The 26,961-nt window shown below is 62.6% G+C and carries 20 protein-coding genes; 13 read left to right on the plus strand and 7 right to left on the minus strand.

Features of this window, described 5'->3' with window-relative positions; genetic code table 11:
- The first annotated feature begins 28 nt into the window (after window positions 1–28).
- From gluQRS to FPB55_RS22110, 12 genes are all read left to right on the plus strand, one after another.
- Window positions 29–916 (plus strand): tRNA glutamyl-Q(34) synthetase GluQRS, encoded by an 888-nt coding sequence (gluQRS, locus tag FPB55_RS22055; protein ID WP_144189267.1) that lies wholly within the window; start codon window positions 29–31, stop codon window positions 914–916.
- Window positions 917–1,519: 603 nt separating this feature from the next.
- Window positions 1,520–1,696 (plus strand): hypothetical protein, encoded by a 177-nt coding sequence (locus FPB55_RS22060; RefSeq protein ID WP_003250005.1) that lies wholly within the window; start codon window positions 1,520–1,522, stop codon window positions 1,694–1,696.
- A complete protein-coding gene (locus tag FPB55_RS22065; RefSeq protein ID WP_165944138.1) occupies window positions 1,680–4,655 on the plus strand; it encodes a sensor histidine kinase in 2,976 nt (991 codons plus the stop codon). Before FPB55_RS22060 ends, FPB55_RS22065 begins: the two co-directional genes overlap by 17 nt.
- 4 nt (window positions 4,656–4,659) lie before the next feature.
- Window positions 4,660–6,096, plus strand: coding sequence for a sigma-54 dependent transcriptional regulator (locus FPB55_RS22070; RefSeq protein WP_144189268.1), 1,437 nt, complete (start codon window positions 4,660–4,662; stop codon window positions 6,094–6,096).
- An 830-nt stretch (window positions 6,097–6,926) separates the two neighbouring features.
- Complete coding sequence (locus FPB55_RS22075) at window positions 6,927–8,315, plus strand: polynucleotide adenylyltransferase PcnB (protein WP_009685365.1); 1,389 nt, start codon at window positions 6,927–6,929, stop codon at window positions 8,313–8,315.
- Window positions 8,312–8,791, plus strand: a complete 480-nt coding sequence (folK, locus tag FPB55_RS22080; RefSeq protein WP_110679065.1) for a 2-amino-4-hydroxy-6-hydroxymethyldihydropteridine diphosphokinase — start codon at window positions 8,312–8,314, stop codon at window positions 8,789–8,791. The genes FPB55_RS22075 and folK overlap by 4 nt, the downstream gene beginning before the upstream one ends.
- 262 nt (window positions 8,792–9,053) lie before the next feature.
- On the plus strand, window positions 9,054–9,854 hold the full coding sequence (gene panB / locus FPB55_RS22085) for a 3-methyl-2-oxobutanoate hydroxymethyltransferase (protein ID WP_054913924.1): 801 nt from the start codon (window positions 9,054–9,056) through the stop codon (window positions 9,852–9,854).
- Complete coding sequence (gene panC, locus FPB55_RS22090) at window positions 9,851–10,714, plus strand: pantoate--beta-alanine ligase (protein ID WP_144189269.1); 864 nt, start codon at window positions 9,851–9,853, stop codon at window positions 10,712–10,714. Before panB ends, panC begins: the two co-directional genes overlap by 4 nt.
- A gap of 147 nt (window positions 10,715–10,861) precedes the next feature.
- On the plus strand, window positions 10,862–12,526 hold the full coding sequence (gene pgi, locus FPB55_RS22095) for a glucose-6-phosphate isomerase (protein WP_009685361.1): 1,665 nt from the start codon (window positions 10,862–10,864) through the stop codon (window positions 12,524–12,526).
- 197 nt (window positions 12,527–12,723) lie between these two features.
- The gene (gene acs / locus FPB55_RS22100) at window positions 12,724–14,658 is read left to right on the plus strand and encodes an acetate--CoA ligase (protein WP_144189271.1); all 1,935 of its coding nucleotides are present in this window, start codon (window positions 12,724–12,726) and stop codon (window positions 14,656–14,658) included.
- Window positions 14,659–14,700: 42 nt separating this feature from the next.
- Entirely contained in the window at window positions 14,701–15,570 is an 870-nt protein-coding gene (locus FPB55_RS22105) for an oxygenase MpaB family protein (RefSeq protein ID WP_144189273.1), read from the plus strand.
- Window positions 15,571–15,648: 78 nt separating this feature from the next.
- Window positions 15,649–18,585: a DUF748 domain-containing protein gene (locus FPB55_RS22110; protein ID WP_144189275.1), complete on the plus strand. Its 2,937-nt coding sequence runs from the start codon at window positions 15,649–15,651 to the stop codon at window positions 18,583–18,585.
- Window positions 18,586–18,739: 154 nt separating this feature from the next.
- Here FPB55_RS22110 and FPB55_RS22115 read toward each other — a convergent pair whose 3' ends face one another.
- Window positions 18,740–19,153 carry a VOC family protein gene (locus FPB55_RS22115; RefSeq protein ID WP_029886580.1) on the minus strand — a complete coding sequence of 138 codons (414 nt, stop codon included), beginning with the start codon at window positions 19,151–19,153 and terminating at the stop codon, window positions 18,740–18,742.
- Between the two features lie 58 nt (window positions 19,154–19,211).
- Here FPB55_RS22115 and FPB55_RS22120 point away from each other — a divergent pair, with 58 nt between their 5' ends.
- The gene (locus FPB55_RS22120) at window positions 19,212–19,514 is read left to right on the plus strand and encodes a putative quinol monooxygenase (protein ID WP_009685356.1); all 303 of its coding nucleotides are present in this window, start codon (window positions 19,212–19,214) and stop codon (window positions 19,512–19,514) included.
- A 69-nt stretch (window positions 19,515–19,583) separates the two neighbouring features.
- Here FPB55_RS22120 and FPB55_RS22125 read toward each other — a convergent pair whose 3' ends face one another.
- The 6 genes from FPB55_RS22125 to infB form a co-directional block, all read right to left on the minus strand.
- Window positions 19,584–19,934, minus strand: a complete 351-nt coding sequence (locus FPB55_RS22125) for a BON domain-containing protein (RefSeq protein ID WP_009685355.1) — start codon at window positions 19,932–19,934, stop codon at window positions 19,584–19,586.
- Window positions 19,935–20,198: 264 nt separating this feature from the next.
- On the minus strand, window positions 20,199–22,304 hold the full coding sequence (pnp, locus tag FPB55_RS22130; protein ID WP_144189277.1) for a polyribonucleotide nucleotidyltransferase: 2,106 nt from the start codon (window positions 22,302–22,304) through the stop codon (window positions 20,199–20,201).
- Between the two features lie 250 nt (window positions 22,305–22,554).
- Complete coding sequence (gene rpsO, locus FPB55_RS22140; RefSeq protein ID WP_009685353.1) at window positions 22,555–22,824, minus strand: 30S ribosomal protein S15; 270 nt, start codon at window positions 22,822–22,824, stop codon at window positions 22,555–22,557.
- A 147-nt stretch (window positions 22,825–22,971) separates the two neighbouring features.
- Window positions 22,972–23,889: a tRNA pseudouridine(55) synthase TruB gene (truB, locus tag FPB55_RS22145; protein ID WP_009685352.1), complete on the minus strand. Its 918-nt coding sequence runs from the start codon at window positions 23,887–23,889 to the stop codon at window positions 22,972–22,974.
- Between the two features lie 3 nt (window positions 23,890–23,892).
- The gene (gene rbfA / locus FPB55_RS22150) at window positions 23,893–24,291 is read right to left on the minus strand and encodes a 30S ribosome-binding factor RbfA (RefSeq protein ID WP_009685351.1); all 399 of its coding nucleotides are present in this window, start codon (window positions 24,289–24,291) and stop codon (window positions 23,893–23,895) included.
- 116 nt (window positions 24,292–24,407) lie between these two features.
- On the minus strand, window positions 24,408–26,936 hold the full coding sequence (infB, locus tag FPB55_RS22155) for a translation initiation factor IF-2 (protein ID WP_009685350.1): 2,529 nt from the start codon (window positions 26,934–26,936) through the stop codon (window positions 24,408–24,410).
- Window positions 26,937–26,961: the final 25 nt, after the last annotated feature.

Here is a 26,961-nt window from a genome sequence, read left to right on the forward strand (position 1 = left end):
CCGTTGCATTTATATACCCAGCCAGACCATGACCAACTCCAGCTACATTGGGCGCTTTGCCCCCACCCCCAGCGGTTTCCTGCACTTTGGCTCACTGGTGGCTGCACTCGCCTCCTGGCTGGATGCCCGCGCGGTCGACGGCCGCTGGCTGCTGCGCGTGGAAGACACCGACCCGCCCCGGGAAATGCCCGGCGCCCGTGACGCCATCTTGCAAACCCTCGAACGCTACGGCCTGCACTGGGACGGCGAAGTGGTGTTTCAAAGCCAGCGCCACGACGCCTATGCCGCGGTGGTCGACCGCCTGTTCAACATGGGCCTGGCCTATGCCTGCACCTGCTCGCGCAAGCAACTGGAGGCCTATGGCGGCATCTACCCAGGCTTGTGCCGTAACGCCGGGCATGCGCGCGAGGGCGCGGCGATCCGCTTGCGGGTGCCAGAGCTGATCTACCGTTTCAGCGACCGCGTACAGGGTGCTTACCAGCAGCACCTGGGCCGCGACGTGGGCGATTTCGTGATACAGCGCCGCGATAGCCTGTATGCCTACCAGCTGGCCGTGGTACTGGACGATGCCTGGCAAGGTGTAACCGACATCGTGCGCGGTGCCGACCTGCTCGACAACACCCCGCGCCAGTTGTACCTGCAAGAGCTGCTGGGCTTTTCGCAGCCGCGCTATCTGCACATACCGCTGATCGTGCAGCCGGACGGCCACAAGCTTGGCAAGTCATACCGTTCGCCGCCGTTGCAGGCCGAGCAGGCGACGCCGCTGTTGTTGCGGGCGTTACGGGCGCTGGGGCAGGCGACTGACCCGCAGTTGCTGCTGGCAACGCCGGCTGAAGTATTGGCCGTGGCCCGCCAGCAGTGGCGGCCCGAAGCGATTGCGCAGCGCACGACGGTGCCAGAGGCTGAACTGCGCTGAGGCCTTGCCGGCCCTATCGCAGGCAAGCCAGCTCCCACAGGGATCGCCGTAGGGCTGGCAGGTGTTTGTCAGAAGGTATGCAGCGCCTGTGGTGATCCTGTGGGAGATTCTATGGTTCCTGGCAAGGGTAGCCGCTGCATCTTCAGTGCCTGTGAGATCGAGCGCCGCCCGCGCGGCGCAATCGCGAGCTGCGCTCGCTCCTACGTTTGTTTCGGGCCAGTAACGCCTGTGACAGGCGCGCGCGGCCGCCTTGTTTGTACGGCGCGATATTGAGGCATGCGCCAAGGCGTTCGCGCGCAAATCCCACAGGAATAACTGGCCCGAAACAAACGTAGGAGCGAGCGCAGCTCGCGATGCGCCGCGCGGGCGGCGCTCGCTCTAACAGGCGCTGCATACCTTGTGGCAAACACCTGTCAGCCCTGATGCGATCCCCGTGGGAGCTGGCTTGCCAGCGATAGGGCCCGAACAGGCCATCTTCCCCTCAAATCAAAAGCCCAACAAATTCAAACCCTTGGCTAACCTCAGCGATTCCCGCTAGCATCCGCCCAATCATTTGCGCCAATAATAAGTTCAAACCCGCAGCGCCCAACCATCGAGGCCAGCATGTACATCTATCGTTTGGTCCTGCTTCTGGTCGTGGGGATCTACCTGTTCTCACCGGCCATCATGGACTGGTGGATCGAACCGACCGGAGCGTGGTACCGCCCGTACCTGCTCTGGCTGATCCTGATCGTCGTCACCTTCATCCTGCAGAGCCAACGAGATGCCGATGAGCTTTAGCCTGACCCAGATGATCCTGATCAGCGCCGGGTACCTCATGGTGCTGTTCGGCGTAGCCTGGGTCAGCGAGCGCGGGCTGATCCCGCGCGCCATCATTCGCCACCCGCTCACCTACACCCTGTCGCTGGGCGTTTACGCCAGTGCCTGGGCGTTCTACGGCTCGGTGGGCCTGGCCTACCAGTACGGCTACGGCTTCCTTGCCTGTTACCTGGGGGTGTCCGGTGCATTCCTGCTGGCGCCAGTGCTGCTGTACCCGATTCTGAAGATCACCCGCACTTACCAGCTGTCGTCGCTGGCCGACCTGCTGGCGTTCCGCTTCCGCAGCACGTGGGCCGGCGCGTTGACCACCCTCATCATGCTGATTGGCGTACTGCCGTTGCTGGCGTTGCAGATACAGGCGGTGGCCGATTCGATCAGCATCCTTACCGGTGAGCCGGTCAAGGCCCGGGTGGCCTTCGCGTTCTGTGCGCTGATCATCCTGTTCACCATCTTCTTCGGCTCACGGCATATCGCCACGCGCGAAAAGCATGAAGGGCTGGTGTTCGCCATTGCCTTCGAGTCGGTAATCAAGCTGCTGGCACTGGGCGGCATCGGCCTTTACGCCCTGTATGGCGTGTTTGGCGGCCCGCACGAGCTGGAAGTGTGGCTGCTGCAGAACCAGACCGCCCTGGCCGCGCTGCACACCCCGCTGCAGGAAGGCCCGTGGCGCACCCTGCTGCTGGTGTTCTTCGCCTCGGCCATCGTCATGCCGCACATGTACCACATGGCCTTCACCGAAAACCTCAACCCTCGCTCGCTGGTCAGCGCCAGTTGGGGCCTGCCGCTGTTCCTGCTGCTGATGAGCCTGGCTGTGCCGCTGGTACTCTGGGCCGGGCTGCGCCTGGGCGCCAGTACCAACCCCGAATACTTCACCCTGGGCCTGGGCATTGCCGCCAACAACCAGGCACTGGCCCTGCTGGCCTATATAGGCGGCCTGTCAGCGGCCAGTGGCCTGATCATCGTCACCACCCTGGCGCTGTCGGGCATGGCCCTGAACCACCTGGTGCTGCCGCTATACCAGCCCCCGGCCGAGGGCAACATCTACCGCTGGCTGAAATGGACCCGCCGCGCACTGATCGTCGCCATCATCACTGCTGGTTTCATGTTCTACCTGACCCAGAACAACCACCAGAGCCTGGCCAACCTGGGCATCGTGGCGTTCGTGGCCACGCTGCAGTTCCTGCCCGGCGTGCTGTCCGTGTTGTACTGGCCGACCGCCAACCGCCGCGGCTTCATCGCCGGGCTGCTGGCCGGCACGCTGGTGTGGATGGTGACCATGCTGCTGCCGCTGCTGGGCAATCTGCAAGGCTTCTATATCCCGCTGCTGGACATGATCTACGTGCTGGACGATACCAGCTGGCACATGGCGGCCATCGCCTCGCTGGCGGCCAACGTGCTGCTGTTCACCCTGATTTCGCTGTTCACCAACGCCAGCACCGAAGAGGTCAGCGCCGCAGAAGCCTGCGCGGTGGACAACGTGCGCCGCCCACAGCGCCGCGAACTGCACGCAGCCTCGCCCCAGGAATTCGCGACCCAACTGGCCAAGCCGCTGGGCGCCAAAGCCGCGCAAAAGGAAGTGGAGCAGGCCCTGCGCGACCTTTACCTGCCGTTCGACGAACGCCGGCCATACGCCTTGCGCCGCCTGCGTGACCGCATCGAGGCCAACCTGTCGGGCCTGATGGGCCCGAGCGTGGCCCAGGACATGGTCGAGACCTTCCTGCCGTACAAGTCCGGTAACGAGAACTACGTCACCGAGGACATCCACTTCATTGAAAGCCGCCTGGAAGACTACCACTCGCGCCTGACCGGCCTGGCCGCCGAGCTCGATGCCCTGCGCCGCTACCACCGCCAGACCTTGCAGGAGCTGCCCATGGGCGTCTGCTCGCTGGCCAAGGACCAGGAAATCCTCATGTGGAACAAGGCCATGGAAGAGCTCACCGGGATTGCCGCCAAGCACGTGGTCGGCTCACGCCTGGTGACCATCGCCGAGCCCTGGCGCGGGCTGCTGCAGGGCTTCATCAACGTGCCCGACGAGCACCTGCACAAACAACGCCTGGCTCTGGATGGCCAGCCACGTTGGCTGAACCTGCACAAGGCGGCCATCGATGAACCACTGGCCCCCGGTAACAGCGGCCTGGTACTGCTGGTCGAGGACCTGACCGAAACCCAGGCCCTGGAAGACAAGCTGGTGCATTCCGAGCGCCTGGCCAGCATCGGCCGGCTGGCCGCCGGCGTGGCCCACGAAATCGGCAACCCGATCACCGGCATCGCCTGCCTGGCGCAGAACCTGCGCGAGGAGCGTGAAGGCGACGGCGAAATCACCGAGCTGTCCAGCCAGATCCTCGACCAGACCAAACGCGTGTCACGCATCGTCCAGTCGTTGATGAGTTTTGCCCATGCCGGTGGCAGCCACCAGAACAGCGAGGAACCGGTGTGCCTGGCCGAAGTGGCTCAGGACGCCATTGGTCTGCTGGCGTTGAACCGGCGTAATTTCGAAGTACAGTTCTTCAACCTCTGCGACCCCGACCATTGGGTAGAAGGCGACCCGCAGCGCCTGGCCCAAGTGCTGATCAACCTGCTTTCCAACGCGCGCGACGCCTCGCCGCCCGGCAGCGCAGTGCGCGTGCGCAGCGAGGCGAGCGAGCACACCGTCGACCTGATCGTCGAGGACGAGGGCAGCGGCATCCCGAAGAACATCCAGGACCGTCTGTTCGAGCCGTTCTTCACCACCAAGGACCCCGGCGAGGGAACCGGACTGGGCCTCGCTCTGGTCTATTCCATCGTGGAAGAGCATTATGGGCAAATCACCATCGACAGCCCGGCCGACATCGAACGGCAACGTGGCACCCGGATCCGCGTGACCCTGCCCCGGCATGTCGTAGCGACGTCCCCTGAAATTCGAGACCGTCGAGAGAATTGAATCAATGCCGCACATTCTGATCGTCGAAGACGAAACCATCATCCGCTCGGCCTTGCGTCGTCTGCTCGAGCGGAACCAGTACCAGGTCAGCGAAGCCGGCTCGGTGCAGGAAGCCCAGGAACGCTTCAGCATTGCCACTTTCGACCTGATCGTCAGTGACCTGCGCCTGCCAGGTGCACCCGGCACCGAGCTGATCAAGCTCGGCCAAGGCACCCCGGTGCTGATCATGACCAGCTACGCCAGCCTGCGCTCAGCCGTGGACTCGATGAAGATGGGCGCGGTGGACTACATCGCCAAGCCCTTCGATCACGACGAAATGCTGCAAGCGGTGGCCCGCATCCTGCGCGACCGGCAGAACGCCCCGGCTGCAGCACCGGCTGCCGAGCCCCGCGCCAGCAGCGGCAAGGCAGCCCCTGCCGACAAAGCGGCCCCGGCAGCGGCCAATGGCGACATCGGTATCATCGGCTCGTGCCCGCCCATGCAGGACATGTACAGCAAGATCCGCAAGGTGGCCCCTACCGATTCCAATGTGCTGATCCAGGGCGAATCGGGTACCGGTAAAGAGCTGGTGGCGCGCGCCCTGCATAACCTGTCGCGGCGCGCCAAGGCGCCGATGATTTCGGTGAACTGCGCGGCCATCCCCGAAACCCTGATCGAGTCCGAGCTGTTCGGCCACGAGAAAGGCGCGTTCACCGGCGCCAGTGCCGGCCGTGCGGGCCTGGTGGAGGCTGCAGACGGTGGTACGTTGTTCCTCGATGAAATCGGGGAACTGCCCCTGGAAGCCCAAGCCCGCCTGCTGCGCGTGCTGCAGGAAGGGGAAATTCGCCGGGTCGGTTCGGTGCAGTCGCAAAAGGTCGATGTGCGCCTGATCGCCGCGACCCACCGCGACCTGAAGAACCTGGCCAAGGCCGGCCAGTTCCGCGAAGACTTGTACTACCGCCTGCACGTGATCGCCCTGAAGCTGCCCGCGCTGCGCGAGCGCGGCAGCGACGTCAATGAAATCGCCAGTGCCTTCCTGGCTCGCCAGAGTGCGCGCATCGGCCGGGATGACCTGCATTTCTCTGCCGAAGCCGAACAGGCCATTCGTCACTACAGCTGGCCGGGCAACGTACGTGAGCTGGAAAACGCCGTGGAGCGCGCGGTCATCCTTAGCGAGAGCGCAGAAATTTCTGCCGACCTGCTGGGTATCGACATCGAGCTGAGCGACCTGGAAGAAGACGATATTCTCGACAACGCCCTGGCGGTGGCCAGTGCCAGCCACGAGCCGACCGAGGACTTGTCCCTGGAAGACTACTTCCAGCACTTCGTGCTCGAGCACCAGGACCACATGACCGAGACCGAACTGGCCCGCAAGCTCGGCGTCAGCCGCAAATGCCTGTGGGAACGCCGCCAACGCCTGGGCATTCCGCGGCGCAAGAGCAACGCCACCAGCGATAACTGACCTGCCTGGGTGGGAGGTTCCTCCTGCCCCTTCTCTACCAGCCTCACCGGCCTGTTCGCGGGCTTGCCCGCTCCCACAAGCACAGCGCAACCTGGCAGCCACGGTGATCCTGTGGGAGCGGGCAAGCCTGCGAAACGGCCAGCCACCACACCCCAGGTAACACATCTGCTGCCGCAAAAATCTGTTACCCACCCTCTGCGCCGTAACAGTCACCGAGGCGTACGGTAACGAAATTTCCACATTTCGGGCCTGCCACAAACCTGCAGAATCCACCAACCCATTGATTTTACTGGTTTTTCAAAAGTTGGCACGGCACCTGCTATATCTCTGGTAACAAGAACAATAACAAGCACTGCAACTCATAATAAGAACAAGACGAAACGGCTCACGCACAATAAAAACAAGACGGCGGAGGCGCAGCTAACTGATTCTTTTGGAGAGGATGCGTGTTTGGGGCTTGCCCCACGACCAGGCAGAGAACAACAAAAACTGCACTAAAAAGCAGCGCCTGAACTGGTTGGATCAACAGATCAACGTGACATCAGCGGCCAAAGCAATCCGTTTGCTCTTTACCCCCGGTTTGGGGGTCGTCCACAAGCTTCAGGCTTTGTGGGCAGGGCACTCAACAAAAACAAAAAGCCCGGCAAAAAAATAATAAGAGCACGCAACGACACTTCTTGGGGAGCTTAGGCTCCCCTTGTCGTTTCTGCGATTCCCGCAGGCTTCCTGCTACCCGCCTACACCATTCCCTGAGTAAATGCTAGAATCCCCGCCCATCATGCGGCCATTCTCCTATTGTTGGCCGAACATTCCTTCAAACAGTGCATCCCATGCTGAAGAAGCTGTTCCAGTCGTTCCGCCCGCCCGTACCGGGCCAGCACCACAGGCGCACCACGCCTGAGGTGATCAACAAGAGCCAGCACTCGTTGCAGCGCCACCAGTTCAGCCGCCACGCGGTGAACATTGTCGAGCGCTTGCAGGCTGCCGGTTACCAGGCCTACCTGGTCGGTGGCTGCGTCCGCGACCTGATGCTGGGCATTACGCCGAAAGACTTCGACGTAGCCACCAGCGCTACCCCTGAACAGGTCCGTGCCGAGTTCCGTAATGCGCGCATCATTGGCCGCCGCTTCAAGCTGGTCCATGTGCATTTCGGCCGTGAAATCATCGAAGTCGCTACCTTCCGTGCCCCGCATACGGAAGATGACCAGAATGACAGCCACCGTTCGTCGCATAACGCCAGTGGTCGCATCCTGCGTGACAACGTATACGGCACCCTGGAAGAAGACGCGCAGCGCCGCGACTTCACCATCAACGCCCTGTACTACGACCCGGTCAGCGAGCGCATTCTCGATTACGCCAACGGCGTGCACGATGTTCGCAACCGCCTGCTGCGGCTGATCGGCGACCCGACGCACCGCTACCAGGAAGACCCCGTGCGCATGCTGCGCGCAGTGCGCTTCGCGGCCAAGCTGGACTTCGGTATCGAGAAGCACACCTTCAAGCCGATCCGCGAACTGGCCCCACTGCTGCGCGAAATCCCGCCAGCGCGCCTGTTCGAAGAGAGCCTGAAGCTGTTCCTCTCGGGCCAAGGTGCCATCGCCTTTGAAATGCTGGTCGATCTGGAGCTGTTCGAGCCGCTGTTCCCGGCCAGTGCGCACGCGCTGGAAGAGCGCCCGACCTATACCCACACGCTCATCAGCCAGGCACTGAACAACACCGACCTGCGGGTGAAGCAGGGCAAACCGGTAACGCCGGCGTTCCTGTTCGCCGCGCTGCTGTGGCCTGCCCTGCCAGCCCGCGTGCTGCATTTGCAGAGCCAGGGCGTACCCCCGATTCCGGCCATGAATGGCGCAGCCCACGACCTGATCGCCGAGCAATGCGCCCGCATCGCCATCCCCAAGCGCTTCACCCTGCCAATCCGGGAAATCTGGGACATGCAGGAGCGTCTGCCACGCCGCAGCGGCAAGCGCGCCGACATGCTGCTGGACAACCCGCGCTTCCGTGCCGGTTACGATTTCCTGCTGCTGCGTGAAAGCGCGGGCGAAGAAACCGACGACCTGGGGCAATGGTGGACCGATTACCAGGACGCCAACGACAGCGAGCGCCGCGAGATGATCCGCGACCTGGGCAACCGTGACGAAGGCAGCACTGCCGGCCCGCGTAAACGCAAGCGCAGCGGCAGCAAACGTAAGCGCGCTGGCGACGAGGCATTCGAGTGACGACGCGCGCCTACGTCGGCCTGGGCAGCAACCTGGCTGCACCGGCCGAGCAGTTGCGCAGCGCGTTGCAGGCGCTGGACCAGGTCGCGGCCACGCGCCTGGTAGCAGCCTCTGCCTTTTACACCAGCGATTCGCTGTTGCCCGGGCAGCCACGCTATACCAACGCCGTCGCGGCGCTGGACACCCAGCTGGCACCGCTGGCCTTGCTCGATGCCCTGCAAGCCATCGAGAACGACCAGGGCCGGGTGCGCGCGGAGCGCTGGGGCCCACGCACGCTGGACCTGGACATCCTGCTGTTCGGCGACCAGGTGCTCGACGAGCCCCGCTTGAAGGTGCCGCATTACCACATGCATGCCCGCCCCTTCGTACTGTACCCGCTGGCCGAGCTGGTACCGGGCGACTTCCGCCTGGCCGATGGCCGCGCCCTTGCGCAGCTGCTTGAGGCTTGCCCATTCGTCGGCCTGGAGCGCTTGTAAACCGGGTGCTCCAGCCCGTTGCACCGGCCCGGTAACGCCAGTAACACCCTGATCGTAACAATGCGGTAACAGGGTGATTGACTTCCCCCACCTCGCTCACGACTATAGGCGTCCCGTGTGGCAACTGACTGCCGCATACCCGTATTTAGGCCCGGACGGACCTGTGCCCGAACATCACGCGCGATGATGTGCCGCTCCGGAAGATGACTACACGCGTTGAATGCAGTCGTTTTTTACAGCGCCTGAACGAGGAATTTCCTACATGCCTGAAGTAACCCTGACCACCCTGCATGGCCTCAAGGCCAAGGGTGAAAAAATCACCATGCTGACCTGCTACGACGCGACCTTCGCCAAAGTCGCCAGCCAGGCCGGTGTTGAAGTGTTGCTGGTGGGCGACTCGCTGGGGATGGTCCTGCAGGGCCACGACAGTACCTTGCCGGTCACCACGGCAGACATGGCCTACCATACCGCCAGCGTCAAACGTGGCAATGACGGCGCGCTGATCCTGGCAGACCTGCCATTCATGGCCCATGCCACCCCGGAACAGGCGTTTGCCAACAGCGCCACGCTGATGCAGGCAGGCGCCCACATGATCAAGATCGAAGGTGCCGCCTGGCTGGCAGAAACCATTCGCCTGCTGGCTGAGCGTGGCGTACCGGTGTGTGCGCACCTGGGCCTGACCCCGCAGACCGTCAACGTACTGGGCGGCTATAAAGTGCAAGGCCGCCAGGAAGCCCAGGCCCGGCAGATGCGCGCTGATGCCATTGCCCTGGAACAGGCCGGTGCAGCCATGCTGCTGCTGGAGTGCGTACCCAGCGAACTGGCCGCGGAAATCACCAACGCGGTCGGTATTCCGGTGATCGGCATCGGCGCCGGCAGTGCCACCGATGGCCAGGTGCTGGTGCTGCACGACATGCTTGGCCTGTCGCTGAGCGGCCGGGTGCCCAAGTTCGTGAAGAACTTCATGCAGGGCCAACCGGATATCCACAGCGCCCTCGTCGCTTACGTCGAGGCCGTCAAGCAAGTCAGTTTCCCAGGCAGCGAACACGGGTTCAGTGCATGAATACAGTCAAGACCGTCCGCGAACTGCGCGCAGCAGTAGCCCGTGCCCGCGGTGAGGGCAAGCGCATCGGTTTCGTGCCGACCATGGGCAACCTGCACAGCGGCCACGCGGCCCTGGTCACCAAGGCCGCGCAGCGTGCCGATTTCGTGGTCGCCAGCATCTTCGTCAACCCGCTGCAGTTCGGTGCCAACGAAGACCTGGACAGCTACCCGCGTACCTTGGCCGCCGACCAGGAGCGCCTGCTGCAAGCCGGCTGCAACCTTTTGTTCGCACCCAGCGTGGCAGAGATGTACCCCGACGGCATGAGCGTGCAAACCCGGGTCAGTGTTCCCCAGCTTTCCGAAGGCTTGTGCGGCGCCAGCCGGCCAGGGCATTTCGAAGGTGTGGCCACCGTGGTCACCAAGCTGTTCAACATGGTCCAGCCAGACCTTGCGGTGTTCGGTGAAAAGGACTTCCAACAACTGGCAGTGATCCGCGCCATGGTCCGCGACCTGAACATGCCGATCCAGATCATTGGCGAGCCTACCGTGCGGGCCGACGATGGCCTGGCGCTGTCGTCGCGTAATGGTTACCTCACACCCGAGCAGCGGGCCACCGCGCCCGCGCTGTACCGTACGCTGCAGCATATCGCTTCGGCCATTGGCCGCGGGCAGCGGGACTTTGCCGCGCTGGTTACCGAAGGGCAGGCGCAGCTGGCTGCCGCGGGTTTGCGTCCAGATTACCTGGAAGTGCGCCATGCCGTGAGCCTGCGCCCGGCAGTGATCGATGATCGCGACCTTGTGGTGATTGCGGCGGCTTACCTGGGTGACACCCGGTTGATCGACAATCTGTACCTGCACGTGGAAGAGAAAACCGCATAAAGGCCTTGGGGGCTGTTTGCAGCCCCCTCAAAATCCCCGTCCCACAGCCATTCCCAGCGCGTGACCTTTGCCTATAATGATGCAGCCTGAACCCGGCAATGACTGCCGTGTCAAAGGCCTCACCACGCATTAAGGGAACCCCGCGCAATGGCGTATTACCGTACACCCCACGATGTGACGGCGCTGCCCGCCTGGCAGGCGCTTCAGCAACACCGCGACGCCATGCAGAGCTTCAGCATGCGCGACGCCTTCGCCGCCGATGCCCAACGCTTCGACCAGTTTTCCCTTAGCGCTTGCGGCCTGTTCCTCGACTACTCGAAAAACCTGATCACCGAGCAAACCCGCGATCTGTTGGTCAACCTGGCCAACGAAGTGGGCCTGCAGGACGCTATCAAGTCGATGTTCAGTGGCGAAATCATCAACACCTCCGAAGGCCGCCCGGTGCTGCACACCGCATTGCGCCGGCCGGTTGGCGACAAACTCAGCGTCAACGGCGTGAACGTCATGCCGGAAGTGCACAAGGTACTCAACCAGATCACCGAACTGGTTGGCCGCATCCATGACGGCCTGTGGCGTGGCTACAGCGAAAAGCCGATCACCGACGTGGTCAACATCGGCATCGGCGGCTCGTTCCTCGGCCCGGAGCTGGTTTCCGAAGCCCTGCTGCCCTACGCGCAGCGCGGTGTACGCTGCCACTACCTGGCCAACATCGACGGCAGCGAGTTCCACGAACTGTCGGCCAAGCTGCGCGCCGAAACGACCCTGTTCATTGTTTCGTCGAAGTCGTTCAACACCCTCGAAACCCTGAAAAACGCCATGGCCGCGCGTACCTGGTACCTGGCCCAGGGCGGTTCGGAGGCCGAGCTGTACCGCCACTTCATTGCGGTTTCCAGCAACAAGGCTGCCGCGGTGGCCTTCGGTATCCGCGAAGAGAACATCTTCCCGATGTGGGACTGGGTGGGGGGGCGCTACTCCCTGTGGTCGGCCATCGGCCTGCCGATCGCCCTGGCCATCGGCATGGCCAACTTCAAGGAGTTGTTGTCCGGCGCCTACACCATGGACCAGCATTTCCAGACCGCGCCGTTCGACAAGAACATGCCGGTACTGCTGGCCCTGCTGGGCGTGTGGTACGGCAACTTCTGGGGCGCCAGCAGCCATGCGATCCTGCCGTACGACCATTACCTGCGCAACATCACCAAGCACCTGCAGCAACTGGACATGGAGTCCAACGGCAAGAGCGTGCTGCAGGACGGCACCCCGGTCAAAACCGAAACCGGCCCGGTAATCTGGGGTGGCGTCGGCTGTAATGGCCAGCACGCCTACCATCAGTTGCTGCACCAAGGCACCCAGCTGATTCCGGCCGACTTCATCGTGCCGGTCGTGAGCTTCAACCCGGTCGCCGACCATCACCAGTGGCTGTACGCCAACTGCCTGTCGCAAAGCCAGGCCCTGATGCTGGGTAAAACCCGCGAAGAAGCCGAAGCCGAACTGCGTGGCAAAGGGCTGAACGAAGCAGACATCGAAAAGCTGGCCCCGCACAAGGTGATCCCGGGCAACCGCCCGAGCAACACCCTGGTGGTAGAGCGCATCAGCCCACGCCGTTTGGGGGCGCTGGTGGCCATGTATGAACACAAGGTGTTCGTGCAAAGCGTGGTCTGGGGCATCAACGCCTTCGACCAGTGGGGCGTCGAGTTGGGCAAGGAGCTGGGCAAGGGTGTGTACCAGCGCCTGGTCGGTAGCCTGGACGACAGCGCCGAAGATGGTTCGACCCAAGGCCTGATCAACTACTTCCGCGGCCGTCATCGCGGGTGATCTCAGGCCTGTGCCGGCCTCTTCGCGGGCACGCCCGCTCCCACAGACACTGCGCCTCACTTGCGGGCGGCGCTATTGCTGTGGGAGCGGGCATGCCCGCGAAGAGGCCGGCACAATTTGAACACCTCTCCCAGCTACACTGTCTTATCGAATAGCCGTTGCAGTCCCTCGCCCCTTACAAGAGCAGGACCACCGCCATGTTCGATATCCGCAAATATCCCCAGGCCCTGGTCGTCAGCCAGTCCGCCGCCCTCACACCCGACGACTACCAGCGCCTTTACCGCCAGTCGGTGGAAGACCCCGACGCCTTCTGGGCCGAGCAAGCCAAGCGCCTGGACTGGATCAAGCCGTGGTCAAGCGTGCAGCAGTGCGACCTGCGCTCCGGCGAGGCCCGCTGGTTCGACGGCGCACAGCTCAACGTCAGTTACAACTGCATCGACCGCCACCTGGCCCAGCGCGCTGAGCAGACGGCCTTGCTGTGGGAAGGCGACGACCCTAAAGATGCCAAAGCCATCAGCTACCGCGAACTGCACCGCGAAGTCTGCCGCCTGGCCAACGCCCTGAAGGCGCGCGGGGTGAAGAAAGGCGACCGCGTGTGCATCTACATGCCGATGATCCCCGAAGCAGCGTTCGCCATGCTGGCCTGCACCCGCATCGGCGCTATCCATTCGGTGGTGTTCGGTGGCTTCTCGCCGGACGCCCTGCGTGATCGTCTTCTCGATGCCGACTGCCGTACGGTGATTACCGCCGATGAAGGCGTGCGCGGCGGCAAGCGTATCCCGTTGAAGCAGAACGTCGACAAAGCCCTGGCCAGTTGCCCGGCCGTCAGCAGCGTCTTCGTGGTACGCCGTACCGCAGGCGCGGTGGACTGGGCCGAGGGCCGCGACCTCTGGTACCACGAGGCAACCGAACACGCCGGCGACGACTGCGCCCCCGAGCCCATGGCAGCCGAAGACCCGCTGTTCATCCTCTACACCTCTGGCAGCACCGGCAAACCCAAGGGCGTGCTGCACACCACCGCCGGCTACCTGTTGCAGGCAACCCTGACCTTCAAGGTGGTGTTCGATTACCGCGACGGCGAAGTGTTCTGGTGCACCGCGGATGTGGGCTGGGTGACCGGGCACAGCTACATCGTCTACGGCCCATTGGCCAACGGCGCCATCTCGCTGATGTTCGAAGGGGTACCGAACTACCCAGACACCTCGCGCTTCTGGCAGGTGGTGGACAAGCACCAGGTCAATATTTTCTACACCGCGCCGACCGCGCTGCGGGCACTGATGCGCGAGGGCTCTGGGCCACTGCAGGGCACCTCGCGCAAAAGCCTGCGCCTGCTGGGCAGTGTCGGCGAGCCGATCAACCCGGAAGCCTGGGAGTGGTACTTCGAAGCGGTCGGGCAAAAGCGCTGCCCCATCGTCGACACCTGGTGGCAGACCGAAACCGGCGGCATCATGTTGACCCCCCTGCCCGGCTCGACCACGTTCAAGCCGGGCTGTGCCACCCAGCCCATGTTCGGCGTACAGCCCGCCCTGCTGGATGAAAAGGGCGAGGTGATAGACGGCCCGGGTGCCGGCCTGCTGGTGATCAAGGCCAGCTGGCCCGGGCAGATCCGCAGTGTCTATGGTGACCACCAGCGCATGGTCGACACGTACTTCAAACCCATGCCCGGTTACTACTTCACCGGCGATGGCGCCCGCCGCGACGCCGACGGCGACTACTGGATCACCGGGCGCATTGACGACGTGATCAATGTGTCAGGGCACCGTATCGGCACGGCCGAAGTGGAAAGCGCACTGGTGTTGCATGATCGCGTCGCCGAAGCCGCCGTGGTCGGCTACCCGCATGACCTCAAGGGCCAGGGCGTGTACGCCTTCGTCACGGCCATGAATGGCGTTACACCGGACGAAGCGCTCAAGGCCGAGCTACTCGCCCTGGTCAGCAAGGAAATTGGCAGTTTCGCCAAGCCCGAGCTGATCCAGTGGGCCCCGGCACTGCCCAAGACCCGCTCCGGCAAGATCATGCGGCGTATACTGCGCAAGATCGCCTGCAACGAACTGGACAACCTGGGCGATACTTCGACGCTGGCCGACCCCGCCGTGGTGCAGGACCTGATCGACAAACGCCTCAACCAGTAACCGGCGGCCGCTGCTCATGGCCGCCCTGTATCGCAGGTCGCCATGGAAGCCCTACGCCGCCGTATCGAAACCCAGGTCATGAGCCTTACCGGGCTGGCCCTCGGCCAGCTCGACCTGGAGTCCCCCAAGGGTGACCCAGGGCTGTTCGGCCCGCACAGTGTCAGTTGGCAGGTGCATGGCGATTTTCCGAGCATGCTGGTCGGCGGCATCAGCGCACTGATGCTGCAGCTATTGCATCCGCTGGCCCTGGCCGGCGTGTGGGACCACTCCAACTTCCGCGAGGACTTGCTCGGCCGCCTGCGGCGCACCAGCCAGTTCATCTCCGGTACAACCTTCGGCGCGACCGGTGATGCCGAGTGGCTGATCGAGAAAGTGCGCACCATCCACCTGCAAGTGACCGGCACTTCACCGGATGGCCGGCCCTACGCGGCCAGCGACCCAGCCTTGCTGACCTGGGTGCATGTGGCAGAGGTCAGCAGCTTTCTGGCCGCCCACTTGCGCTACCGTAACCCGCATCTGCCGCGCAGCGAGCAAGATGCCTACTACAACGAAATCGCCTTGATCGCCGAGCGCCTTGGCGCCCGCGACGTACCACGCTCGTGCCAGCAGGTGGACGCCTACCTGCAAGCCATGCGCCCGCAACTGCACTGTGATGCGCGCAGCCGGGAGGTCATGCGGATTCTGCTCGACGCCCCTGCCCCCAGCCGCCTGGCTCAACCGGTGGGCAAACTGATGCTGCACGCCGGCATCGACCTGCTGCCTGGCTGGGGCCAGAGCCTGCTTGGCCTGCAGCACCGGCCCTGGCAGCAGCGCCTGATCCGCCTGGGCCTCAAACCCACGGCAGCGCTGCTGCGCTGGGCAATGCGCGACGGCTCCGCGCACCGCGCCAGGCGGCGCATGGGCATCGAGTGAGGGCAACAGGTCGCGCCTGCGGAACTGATTTAACGTGCCATACTCCAAGCACTCCTGCTCAGACCGACGAAGCGACACATGTACAAAGGATTGACTCGCGCCGCTGGCGCCATCGTGGCCCTGGTAGCCCTCTATAGCCTGCTTGGGTTCCTGATTCTTCCCGGCGTGGCACTGCGTATCGCCAATCAGCAATTGACCAAGTACGCTACCGTGCCCGCGCACCTTGAACGCATCGAACTCAACCCCTTCAGCCTTGAGCTGACCCTGTGGGGCCTGCAGCTTGGCGAGCCTGGCAAGGAGCAGGTCGGTTTCGACCGGTTGTACGCCAACCTGTCGCTCGACAGCCTGTGGAGCAAGGCCCTGCACCTGGAAGCGGTCGAGCTCGACAAGCCCCGCAACCAGGTCCTGTTCGCCAAAGACGGCACACTCAACCTGACGACGTTGTTCAAGCTGCCGCCGAGCGAAGCCAAGCCCGACGAGCCACCCAGCGACCCCTTCCCGTTGCGTATCGGCAGCATCAAGCTCAAGCAAGGCTTGCTGCACTTCCAGGACATGCGCCCGAGCGAACCCATCGAGTTCCTCTACGACAACATGAACCTGGAGCTGAAGAACCTCAGCACCTTGCCTGACGACAACGCCGACATGACCTTGGTGGCCAACGGCCCCAACGGCGGGCGCATCGACTGGAACGGCACCCTCAGCCTGTCGCCGATCGCCTCGCAAGGCACGCTGAAAGTCACCGACGCCAAGATGAAGCTGTTCTGGCCCTACGTGCGCGATGCCGTGCCCCTGGTGCTGCAGGACGGGCTGGTCAGCCTTCAGACCCAGTACAAGCTCAATCTCGCCAAGCAGACCGAGCTGCTGCTGGACAACGCCACGCTGCGGGTGGCCCCGTTCGCCATCAACGCGCCAGACGGGCGCCCGTTGGCGCGCCTGGCCAACCTGGAGGTGAGCGAGACGACCGTCGACCTGGTCAAGCAACAGGTCAGTGTGGGCAAGCTGCGCAGCGACAAGCTGGAAACCTGGGCAGCACTGGAAAAGGACGGCCAGCTCGACTGGCAGAAGCTGTTCGCCAGCCAACCGGCCAAAGCCACGCCGAAAGAAAAGGCCGAACCGGCTGCCGCCGGCCCTGCGCCTGAGCCGCAATCGGCCAACGAACCGGCCAAGCCTTGGCAGGTATTGCTCAAGGACGTGCAACTGCGCAACTACCTGGTGCACCTGGCAGATCGCAGCCAGAAAGAACCGGTAGCGCTCGATGTCGGCCCGCTGAATGTCGACCTGCAAGGCTTCGACAGCCTCAACCAGTCCCCCTTCACCCTCAAGCTCGATACCGGCGTAGGCAAGCAAGGCAAGCTGCAGGCCGCCGGCCAGGTGAACCTGGCGCCCATCCAGGCCAAGCTCGACGTCAGCACCCGCGACATCGACCTGCGCGTGGCCCAGGCCTACGTCAGCCCGTTCATCCTGCTGGAACTGCGCAGCGGCATGCTCGACAGTGACCTCAAGGTCGACCTGAAGAACACCACGCCACTGGCCTTCACGGTCACCGGCAAGGCCCAGGTCAGCCAACTGCATACGTTGGACACCATCAAGAGCCGGGACTTCGTGAAATGGCAACAGGTCAACGTAGACGGCTTGTCGTATGTGCACGGTGATGCCCTGTCGATCGACAAGGTGACCCTGCAGGAGCCCTACGCGCGCTTCATCATCAACGAAGACCGCACGACCAACGTCAATGACCTGTTGATCCCGCAACCGGCCGGCGCCAAGCCAAGCAGCCCGGCCACAACGGCCCCCGCCAGCAGCAGCAAGCCGCTGGGCATTCATATTGGCCAGGTCGACATCAAGAACGGCTCGGCCAACTTTGCCGACCTGTCCCTTACCCCCAACTTCGCCACCGCCGTGCAGCAACTCAACGGCCAGATCGGCACCATCGACAACCGCAAGCCGGTGCCTGCCAAGGTTGACGTGAAAGGCAAGGTCGACCGCTACGCCCCGGTTACCATCAAGGGCGCCCTCAACCCGTTCAACCCGCTGGCCAGCCTGGATATCGCCACCAGCTTCAAGCGCGTCGAGCTGACCACCTTGACGCCCTATTCCGGCAAATTCGCCGGTTACCGCATTCGCAAAGGCCGGCTCAACCTCGACTTGCACTACCTGATCACCAATGGCCAGCTCAAAGCCGAGAACAAGGTGGTGGTGGAGCAACTGCAGTTAGGTGAGAAAGTCGACAGCCCGGATGCGGTCGACCTGCCGATCCGCCTGGCGGTGGCGTTGTTGAAGGACACTCAAGGCAAGATCTCGATTGAGCTGCCGGTGTCGGGCGACCTCAACAACCCGCAGTTCAGCGTGATGCCGATCGTCTGGCAAACCCTGCGCAATCTGGTGCTACGGGCAGCCCAGGCGCCCTTCAAGTTCATCGGTGGGCTGATCACTGGCGGCGGTTCGCAAGACCTGGGTAACGTCGCCTTCGCCCCCGGTTCCAGTACCCTCAGTGGCGATGCCCAGGCGGCGCTGGACAAGCTGGCTTCCGCGCTTAAAGAACGCCCGGAATTGCGCCTGGAAATCGAGGGCACCAGCGCCCAGGCCAGCGATGGCCCACTGATTGCCCAGCAACGCCTGGAACGTGAGTATCAGGCCACCTGGTACAAGATATTGCAGCGCCGCGGCGACAAGGTGCCTGCCAATGCCTCGATGCTGGTGGTCGACGACAGCGACAAACCGGCGATGCTCGAAGGCATCTACCGTACGCGCCTGAAGCAACAACCGCCGGCCGAATGGGAGCAACTTAGCCGTGACGAACGCACAGCCAAGTTGCGCGATGCGGTGATCAAGTCGTGGGCGGAGAGTACTGCGTTGTTGCGCACGCTGGGTCAGGAGCGGGCCAGCAGCATCAAGGATTACCTGGTCGACAAAGGCAAGCTGGAAGATGACCGGGTGTACTTCATCGACACCAGCCTGGGCCAGCCCGAGAAAGACGGCCGGGTGGTCACGCCAATGCATCTGGATGCTGAGTAATTAGCAAGCCTGACGCGCACCTGTGGGAGCGGCCTTGTGTCGCGAAAGGGCCGCAAAGCGGCCCCAGCAATTGATAAATCGCTGCTGAAACCCTGGGGCCGCTGCGCGGCCCTTTCGCGACACAAGGCCGCTCCCACAGAGGCGGGCGCAGGCTTCAGACCAACCGCTGCCCCGACACCGCCGGGTGATACAGCGGCTGCACCTTGTTCCCCGCCGGGTCCAGCAGGTGGAAGCTGCGCGCGCCATCACCATGGTTGAAAGGCCGGTCGAGCAAGGTCACCCCTCGGGCCTTGAAGTACGCATACCAGGCCTCCAGTTCCTCGACGCTGTCCACGATGAACCCGTAATGGTCCAAGGTCTGCAACCCGTTGGCAGCCCCTGCCCCGCGCCCCAGCGACATGTTGTCATTACCGCAGGTCAGGTACACCAAGTCTTCATTGGCGCGGCTCAGTACTTCCATACCCAGCACATCGACGTAAAAGCGTTCGCACTCCTCAAGGTTGGGTACCAGCAAGGCAATATGGCGCAGGCCATTCAGGCGGCCAGGGCGGGCAGGCAATTCAGACATGGCTAGGCTCCTTTTTGTATACAATTCATTATTGAATTTAAAACAAAAGGAGCACTTTGTGTATAGCCTGTTCATTAAGACCCGCGTGAAGCCCGGGTGTGCCGATGCTTTCCTAAGCGCGATCAAAGTCAATGCCGCTGCTTCGGTGGCCAGCGAGGCGGGTTGCCTGGTGTTCGATGTGTCGCAGGACAGGGTCGATCCGGATGTGATCTACCTGTATGAGATCTACCGCGATGATGCGGCGTATGAGGCGCATACCCAGACCGCCCATTTTCGAGATAGCCGGCCCCTGGTCGAGCCGCTGATCATTGAGCAGGAATGCTTCGAGAGTGGTGTGGTAGCGCGTAATCCGGCTTATTAAATAAAAGGGGCCGCGAAGCGGCCCCTACAGCATTGGGTGGCCAAATCCGTTTGGCCGACGGGACATTCCTTATTCGGCTTTCAGGCCGTCAGCCGAAACGGCCTGTACGCCTTTGATCTTCTTGGCAATGCTGACTGCCATTTCTTTCTGGGACTCAGTCACTTTCATGTCAGACGACAGCGAAACCACGCCTTTGTTGGTTTCTACCTTGATGTCGCTGCCCGGTACGCCTTTCTCGGTCATCAGGTCAGCTTTGACCTTGGTGGTGATCCAGGTATCGGAGGTAGCTTCCTTGGCTTTGGTCACCTCACCGGCCGCCAGCATCATCGGGGCCTGGGTGGTCTGTTGGGCAAAAGCCGCATTAGCCATGGTCAGGGTCAGAGCGGTAGCAGTAGCGGCAGCAATGGCGAACTTCTTCATGTGGGTCACTCCTGTTTTTCGAAAGGTCTGCGCCGTGTGTCCTGGCGTCAGGTATGAAGGTAGTTGCATGCGCTGTGCCAGGTTTTGATTTTCTATTAAAACCTTATAAATCAGTACGTTAGCGATTAGACCAAACGGCAGTAGTCATGCATTTTGCAATCTGCACCTGCAACCTGCATGCAAGATGCAAGTCCGCAAAAGGTTCCCGCCCCGGTCAAAAAAAAAGAGCCCCGAAGGGCTCTTCCATTGCTGCGTAGCGGTCGCTTAAACGCCCGAGGCCTTGGCCGCGGCTACGTCCTTGATCGACAGCTTGATACGGCCGCGGTTGTCCACGTCCAGCACCAGTACTTCAACTTCCTGGCCTTCTTTCAGGATGTCGGTGACTTTCTCGACGCGCGCATCGCTCAGCATGGAGATGTGCACCAGGCCGTCTTTGCCAGGCAGGATATTGACGAAGGCGCCGAAGTCGACGATACGCTCGACCTTGCCGACGTAGATCTTGCCGATCTCGGCCTCGGCGGTGATGCCCAGGATGCGCTGCTTGGCAGCATCTGCCGCTTCCTTGGTTTCGCCGAAGATCTTGATCGAGCCGTCGTCTTCGATGTCGATCGAAGCCTTGGTCTCTTCGCAGATGGCGCGAATGGTGGCGCCGCCTTTACCGATCACGTCACGGATCTTGTCGGTGTCGATCTTCATCGAGATCATGGTAGGCGCGTTGGCCGACAGCTCGGTACGCGACTGGCCAATGACCTGGTTCATCTGGCCGAGGATGTTCAGGCGCGCTTCCAGGGCTTGGCCCAGGGCGATTTCCATGATCTCTTCGGTGATGCCGTTGATCTTGATGTCCATCTGCAGCGCGGTGACGCCTTTGGCGGTACCGGCTACCTTGAAGTCCATGTCGCCCAGGTGGTCTTCGTCACCGAGGATGTCGGTCAGGACCGCAAACTTGTCGCCTTCCTTCACCAGGCCCATGGCGATACCGGCCACTGGCGCCTTCATCGGCACACCAGCGTCCATCAGCGCCAGCGAAGCACCGCAAACCGAAGCCATGGAGCTGGAACCGTTGGATTCGGTGATTTCCGAGACTACGCGGATGGTGTACGGGAACACGTCGGCGGCAGGCAGCATGGCCTGGACCGAACGACGGGCCAGACGGCCGTGGCCGATTTCACGACGGCCAGCGCCGCCCATGCGGCCACATTCACCTACCGAGAACGGTGGGAAGTTGTAGTGCAGCATGAAGGGGTCTTTCTTCTCGCCTTCGAGGGTGTCCAGCAGCTGGGCGTCACGGGCAGTACCCAAGGTCGCAACCACCAGGGCCTGGGTTTCACCGCGGGTGAACAGCGCCGAACCGTGGGTTTTCGGCAGCACGCCCACTTCGATGTTCAGCGGGCGAACGGTCTTGGTGTCGCGGCCGTCGATACGTGGCTTGCCGTTGACGATGTTTTCGCGAACGGTGCGGTATTCGATTTCGCCGAAGATGTCTTTTACTTCAGCAGCCGAAGGCTGGCCTTCTTCACCGCAGAACTTGGCAACCGCCTGGTCACGCAGCTCGCCCAGGCGCGCATAGCGGTCGGCCTTGACGGTGATGGTGTAGCCTTGCGAAACCGCTTCGCCGAACTCGGCACGGATGGCGTTGAACAGCTCGGTGTTGGCCACCGCAGGTTTCCAGTCCCAGGTTGGCTTGCCCGCTTCGGCAGCCAGCTCCTTCACGGCCTGGATCACGGCCTGGAACTCGTCATGGGCGAACAGTACCGCGCCCAGCATCTGGTCTTCGGTCAGCTCCTGGGCTTCGGATTCAACCATCAGCACGGCGTCGGAAGTACCGGCAACGACCATGTCCAGGCTGGAGGCAGCCAGTTGCTCGTAAGTCGGGTTCAGCAGGTAGCCGGTGCTTTCGTGGAAGGCCACGCGCGCCGCACCGATCGGGCCTTCGAACGGAATACCGGAAATGGCCAGGGCAGCCGAGGTACCGATCATCGCAGCGATGTCCGGGTCAGTCTTCTTGCTGGTGGAAACCACGGTGCAGACGACCTGCACTTCGTTCATGAAGCCTTCCGGGAACAGCGGGCGGATCGGACGGTCGATCAGGCGCGAAGTCAGCGTCTCTTTCTCGGAAGGACGGCCTTCACGCTTGAAGAAGCCACCTGGGATCTTGCCAGCAGCGTAGGTCTTTTCCTGGTAGTGAACCGACAGCGGGAAGAAGCCCTTGCCTGGATCAGCCTGTTTGGCGCCTACCACAGTCACCAGCACGGTGACGTCGTTATCGACGGTAACCAGCACGGCGCCGGTTGCCTGACGGGCAATACGGCCCGTTTCGAGAGTGACGGTCGATTGACCGAACTGGAAAGTCTTGATTACCGGGTTCACGGTTTCCTACCTTTTTCAGTGGCTCTTGGGGGAACTGGTTTCTTGCGAATTCTTGGGCAGAACGGGGAATCGGCCCCATTGACCGTCCAGATACAACACGAGGCTGGGAGCCTGGCCGCTGCGCGGTAAACCGCTCAGCTGAACCAGGCTGCCAACCTCGGAGATACGCGTGGCGTGCCCGACGACCCTGCTGCGAAACAGCAAAGCCGAAGCCTGCGACACGCCATGCACACCACTGACCAGGCCGCTATTAGCGACGCAGGCCCAGGCGACCGATCAGGGCGCTGTAACGAGTGGTGTCTTTGCCCTTCAGGTAGTCCAGCAGCTTACGACGCTGGTTAACCATACGGATCAGACCACGACGGGAGTGGTGGTCTTTATCGTTGGCCTTGAAGTGGCCTTGCAGCTTGTTGATGTTGTGGGTCAGCAGAGCAACCTGCACTTCCGGGCTACCGGTATCGCCGGCGGCTTGCTGATATTCGGCAACGATCTTAGCTTTTTCTTCAACGCTGAGGGCCATTTGGCTTCTCCTGATAACGGATCCCGCATGCGGGGTCCAATAGGCCAGGGACAAATCCCTGTATTAATAAAAAAGGTGTGACCGTGCCTACTGACAGCCACCCTTGCTGCCATGGGGTTCGGCAATTGCCTGGCCCCGCGGTTTCGGTCATTCCGACCGAATAAGCCGACGTGGCGCGATGCGCCCGTCTTCGCTCACTTCACCGATACCGATGAAGCGCGCATTATGATCCTGTACCCGGACCATGCCAAATTGTGGCGCGTCCGGCGCGCGTACCGCCTGCCCATGCAGCCAGTAGAACGCACTGTGTTCGGACAGGCTGACCATTGGCCAGTCCTGCAGGCCGCTGTCCGAGGGCATCAGGAAGCGGTCCAGCGCTTCGTTGCCGCCTTCGGCGTGAGCCTGTTCGAGCGCTTCGAGGGTCACCGTCTGTGCCAGCGCGAAGGGCCCGGCCTGGGTCCTGCGCAGCTCGGCAACATAGGCGCCGCAGCCCAGGGCCTCGCCAATATCCTCCACCAGGGTGCGGATATAGGTGCCTTTGCTGCAACCTACGCTCAACCGTGCACGGGTGCCTTCGCACTCGAGCAACTCCAAGCGGCCAATAGTAACAGAACGCGCCTCGCGCTCCACTACCTCTCCTGCACGTGCCAGCTTGTACAGCGGCTGGCCATCACGCTTGAGTGCCGAGTACATCGGCGGTATCTGGCTGATGGGGCCGCGAAAACGCGGCAGCACCGCCTCGATATCGGCGCGACCAACGGTCACCTCGCGGGTCTGCAGAACCTCACCTTCGGCGTCGCCGGTGTTGGTAGTCTGCCCCAGCTGCATGACCGTTTCGTAGCCCTTGTCGGAGTCGAGCAGGTACTGCGAAAACTTGGTCGCCTCGCCAAAGCACAACGGCAGCACGCCGGTTGCCAGCGGGTCGAGGCTACCGGTGTGGCCGGCCTTTTCCGCATTCAGCAGCCAGCGCACTTTCTGCAGGGCGGCATTGGAGGTGAAGCCCAGCGGCTTGTCCAGCAGGATGATGCCGCTGACGTTGCGGCGGATACGTTTGACCTGGGCCACCGCTTACTCCTTGGTGTCCGGCTCGTCGGCTTCCTTGTGCATGCGGTCTTCGGCCACTGCACGCTCGATCAGCGCCGACAGGTGCACACCGCGGCTGACACTTTCATCGAAGTGGAAGTGCAGTTGCGGCACGCTGCGCAGTTGCATCGAACGCCCCAGGTGCAGGCGCAGGAAGCTGGCAGCGCTGTTGAGTGCCTTGAGCGACTGCTGCACCGCGTCCGGGGTTTCTTCGCCCATGACGGTGATGAACACCTTGGCATGGCCCAGGTCGCGGCTCACGTCCACGGCGGTGATGGTCACCAGGCCGACACGCGGGTCCTTGACTTCGCGACGGATCAGCTCGGCCAGCTCGCGCTGCATCTGATCGCCAATACGTTGGGTACGGCTATATTCTTTGGCCATTCTTGCTACCTGTAACTTAAAGCGGCAAACGCCCGGGCAGACCTGAGCCTGACCGGGCGCTACCTGAAGAGGTACCGCAAGCCGCCCTGCAAGGGGCGCTTGCGGCTCGCTCGCCCTTAAAGGGTACGAGCCACCTGGACTTTCTCGAAGACTTCGATCTTGTCGCCGACCTTGACGTCGTTGTAGCTCTTGACGCCAATACCGCACTCCATGCCCGAACGCACTTCGGAGGCGTCGTCCTTGAAGCGACGCAGCGATTCCAGCTCGCCTTCGAAGATCACAACGTCGTCGCGCAGTACGCGGATCGGACGGTTGCGGTACACGGTACCCTCGATGACCATACAGCCAGCGATGGCGCCGAACTTCGGCGAACGGAACACGTCACGCACTTCGGCAACACCCAGGATGTTCTCGCGAACATCGCTGCCGAGCATGCCGGTCAGGGCCTTCTTGACGTCTTCGATGATGTCGTAGATCACGTTGTAGTAACGCATATCCAGACCTTCCTGCTCGACGATCTTGCGCGCACCGGCATCGGCACGCACGTTGAAGCCGAACAGTACAGCGTTCGAAGCCAGCGCCAGGTTGGCATCGCTCTCGGTGATACCACCGACGCCACCACCAATCACGCGCACTTGCACTTCGTCGTTGCCCAGGCCGCCAAGCGAACCCTGCAGCGCCTCGAGAGAACCACGCACATCGGTCTTGAGCACGATGTTGAGGGTTTTCTTCTCTTCCTGACCCATGGTCTCGAAGATGTTCTCCAGCTTGCCGGCGTGAGCGCGGGCCAGCTTGACCTCGCGGTACTTGCCTTGACGGAACATGGCAACTTCGCGGGCTTTCTTCTCGTCGGCAACCACGGACAGCTCGTCACCGGCTTCCGGGGTACCGTCCAGGCCAAGGATCTCGACCGGGATCGACGGGCCGGCTTCTTTCACAGGCTTGCCGTTCTCGTCGAGCATGGCACGCACGCGGCCATAGTTGGAACCGCACAGCACCATGTCGCCCTGACGCAGCGTACCGTCCTGGACCAGGATGGTCGCGACCGGGCCGCGGCCCTTGTCCAGGCGCGATTCGACGACCACGCCACGACCAGGTGCAGTCGGGGTAGCAGTCAGCTCGAGGATCTCGGCCTGCAGCAGCACGGCTTCGAGCAGCTCGTCGACACCGGTACCCATCTTCGCCGATACCTTGACGAATGGCGTGTCACCACCCCAGTCCTCGGAGGTAACGCCTTCGACGGCCAGTTCGTTACGGATACGATCGAGGTCAGCACCCGGCTTGTCGATCTTGTTCACTGCAACCACCAGCGGAACGCCAGCTGCCTTGGCATGCTGAACCGCTTCGCGGGTTTGCGGCATTACGCCGTCGTCCGCCGCCACCACCAGGATGACGATGTCGGTCGCCTTGGCACCACGGGCACGCATCTGGGTGAACGCAGCGTGGCCCGGGGTATCGAGGAAGGTGACCATGCCGCGGTCGGTTTCCACGTGGTAGGCACCGATGTGCTGGGTAATGCCACCGGCTTCGCCAGCAGCAACCTTGGCACGACGGATGTAGTCGAGCAGCGAGGTCTTACCATGGTCAACGTGACCCATGACGGTAACCACCGGCGCGCGGGACTCGGCCTGGCCTTCGAACTTCAGCGATTCGGCCAGGGAATCTTCCAGCGCGGTGTCGCTGATCAGCGTGACCTTGTGGCCCAGCTCTTCAGCGATCAGCTGGGCAGTTTCCTGGTCGAGCACCTGGTTGATGGTGACCGGGGTACCCATCTTGAACATGAACTTGACCACTTCAGCGGCCTTGACCGACATCTGCTGGGCCAGTTCGGAGACGGTGATGGTCTCGCCGATGGTCACGTCACGGATGACTGGACCGGTCGGGTTCTGGAAGCCGTGCTGGTTACGCTTCTTCAGCTTGCTCTTGCCACCACGACCACGACGGGCGCCGTCGCTCTCTTCATCGGTGGTACGCGGAGCGGCACGTGGCGTTGGAGCCTTTTCCTTCTCCTTGACCTTGACCTTGATCGACACACGAGGGGCTTCGCCACGACGACGGTCGTCATCACGGGTACGGCTCTCGTTGCGACGGGTCTCGTCCTTCTTGCGCTCGGCAGCACGGGCTGCAGCGTCTTCGGAGGCTGGCGCGTCGGCGACGACCGGGGCCGGGGCAGCGGCAGGAGCCGGCTCTGGCTTGGCGGCAGGCGCCGGGGCCGCTGTTGCGGTATCGGCAGCCTGACGGCGAGCCTGTTCCTCGTTGCGCTGGCGAACTTCGGCCTCGACCTTGTCGCGCGCGGCGTTTTCGGCCGCGCGGCGCTCTTCCAGCTCACGCTTCTGCTCAGCCTGGATTTCTTCCGGGCTGCGCTGCACGAAAACTTTCTTCTTGCGTACTTCTACGCTGATGCTCTTGCTACCGGCGACACGCAGGGTGCTGGTGGTTTTGCGCTGCAAGGTAATCTTGCGCGGCTCTTCCGCCTTGCTCTTGTGGCTGCTTTTCAAATGAGTCAGCAGGGTCTGCTTCTCATTGTCGGTCACTACCTGACCGGCGTCGGTGTGCGGCAGACCTGCCTCACGCATCTGCTGCAGCAGGCGCTCTACCGGTGCCTCGACCTCTTGGGCCAGTTCTTTCACCGTGACTTGCGTCATGCACTTCTCTCCTCAGGCCGCGCCT

The organism is Pseudomonas sp. BJP69 (genome assembly GCF_007633355.1).
Classification (GTDB): Bacteria; Pseudomonadota; Gammaproteobacteria; order Pseudomonadales; family Pseudomonadaceae; genus Aquipseudomonas; species Aquipseudomonas juntendi.

Bases quoted from the DNA above. Each gene is read 5' to 3' on its own strand.
- infB (WP_009685350.1), bottom strand. From the start codon at position 26,936: ATGACGCAAGTCACGGTGAAAGAACTGGCCCAAGAGGTCGAGGCACCG.
- FPB55_RS22125 (WP_009685355.1), bottom strand. From the start codon at position 19,934: ATGAAGAAGTTCGCCATTGCTGCCGCTACTGCTACCGCTCTGACCCTG.
- rpsO (WP_009685353.1), bottom strand. From the start codon at position 22,824: ATGGCCCTCAGCGTTGAAGAAAAAGCTAAGATCGTTGCCGAATATCAG.
- gluQRS (WP_144189267.1), top strand. From the start codon at position 29: ATGACCAACTCCAGCTACATTGGGCGCTTTGCCCCCACCCCCAGCGGT.
- pgi (WP_009685361.1), top strand. From the start codon at position 10,862: ATGGCGTATTACCGTACACCCCACGATGTGACGGCGCTGCCCGCCTGG.
- rbfA (WP_009685351.1), bottom strand. From the start codon at position 24,291: ATGGCCAAAGAATATAGCCGTACCCAACGTATTGGCGATCAGATGCAG.
- FPB55_RS22065 (WP_165944138.1), top strand. From the start codon at position 1,680: ATGCCGATGAGCTTTAGCCTGACCCAGATGATCCTGATCAGCGCCGGG.
- panC (WP_144189269.1), top strand. From the start codon at position 9,851: ATGAATACAGTCAAGACCGTCCGCGAACTGCGCGCAGCAGTAGCCCGT.
- panB (WP_054913924.1), top strand. From the start codon at position 9,054: ATGCCTGAAGTAACCCTGACCACCCTGCATGGCCTCAAGGCCAAGGGT.
- FPB55_RS22105 (WP_144189273.1), top strand. From the start codon at position 14,701: ATGGAAGCCCTACGCCGCCGTATCGAAACCCAGGTCATGAGCCTTACC.
- FPB55_RS22060 (WP_003250005.1), top strand. From the start codon at position 1,520: ATGTACATCTATCGTTTGGTCCTGCTTCTGGTCGTGGGGATCTACCTG.
- FPB55_RS22070 (WP_144189268.1), top strand. From the start codon at position 4,660: ATGCCGCACATTCTGATCGTCGAAGACGAAACCATCATCCGCTCGGCC.
- FPB55_RS22075 (WP_009685365.1), top strand. From the start codon at position 6,927: ATGCTGAAGAAGCTGTTCCAGTCGTTCCGCCCGCCCGTACCGGGCCAG.
- acs (WP_144189271.1), top strand. From the start codon at position 12,724: ATGTTCGATATCCGCAAATATCCCCAGGCCCTGGTCGTCAGCCAGTCC.
- FPB55_RS22115 (WP_029886580.1), bottom strand. From the start codon at position 19,153: ATGTCTGAATTGCCTGCCCGCCCTGGCCGCCTGAATGGCCTGCGCCAT.
- FPB55_RS22110 (WP_144189275.1), top strand. From the start codon at position 15,649: ATGTACAAAGGATTGACTCGCGCCGCTGGCGCCATCGTGGCCCTGGTA.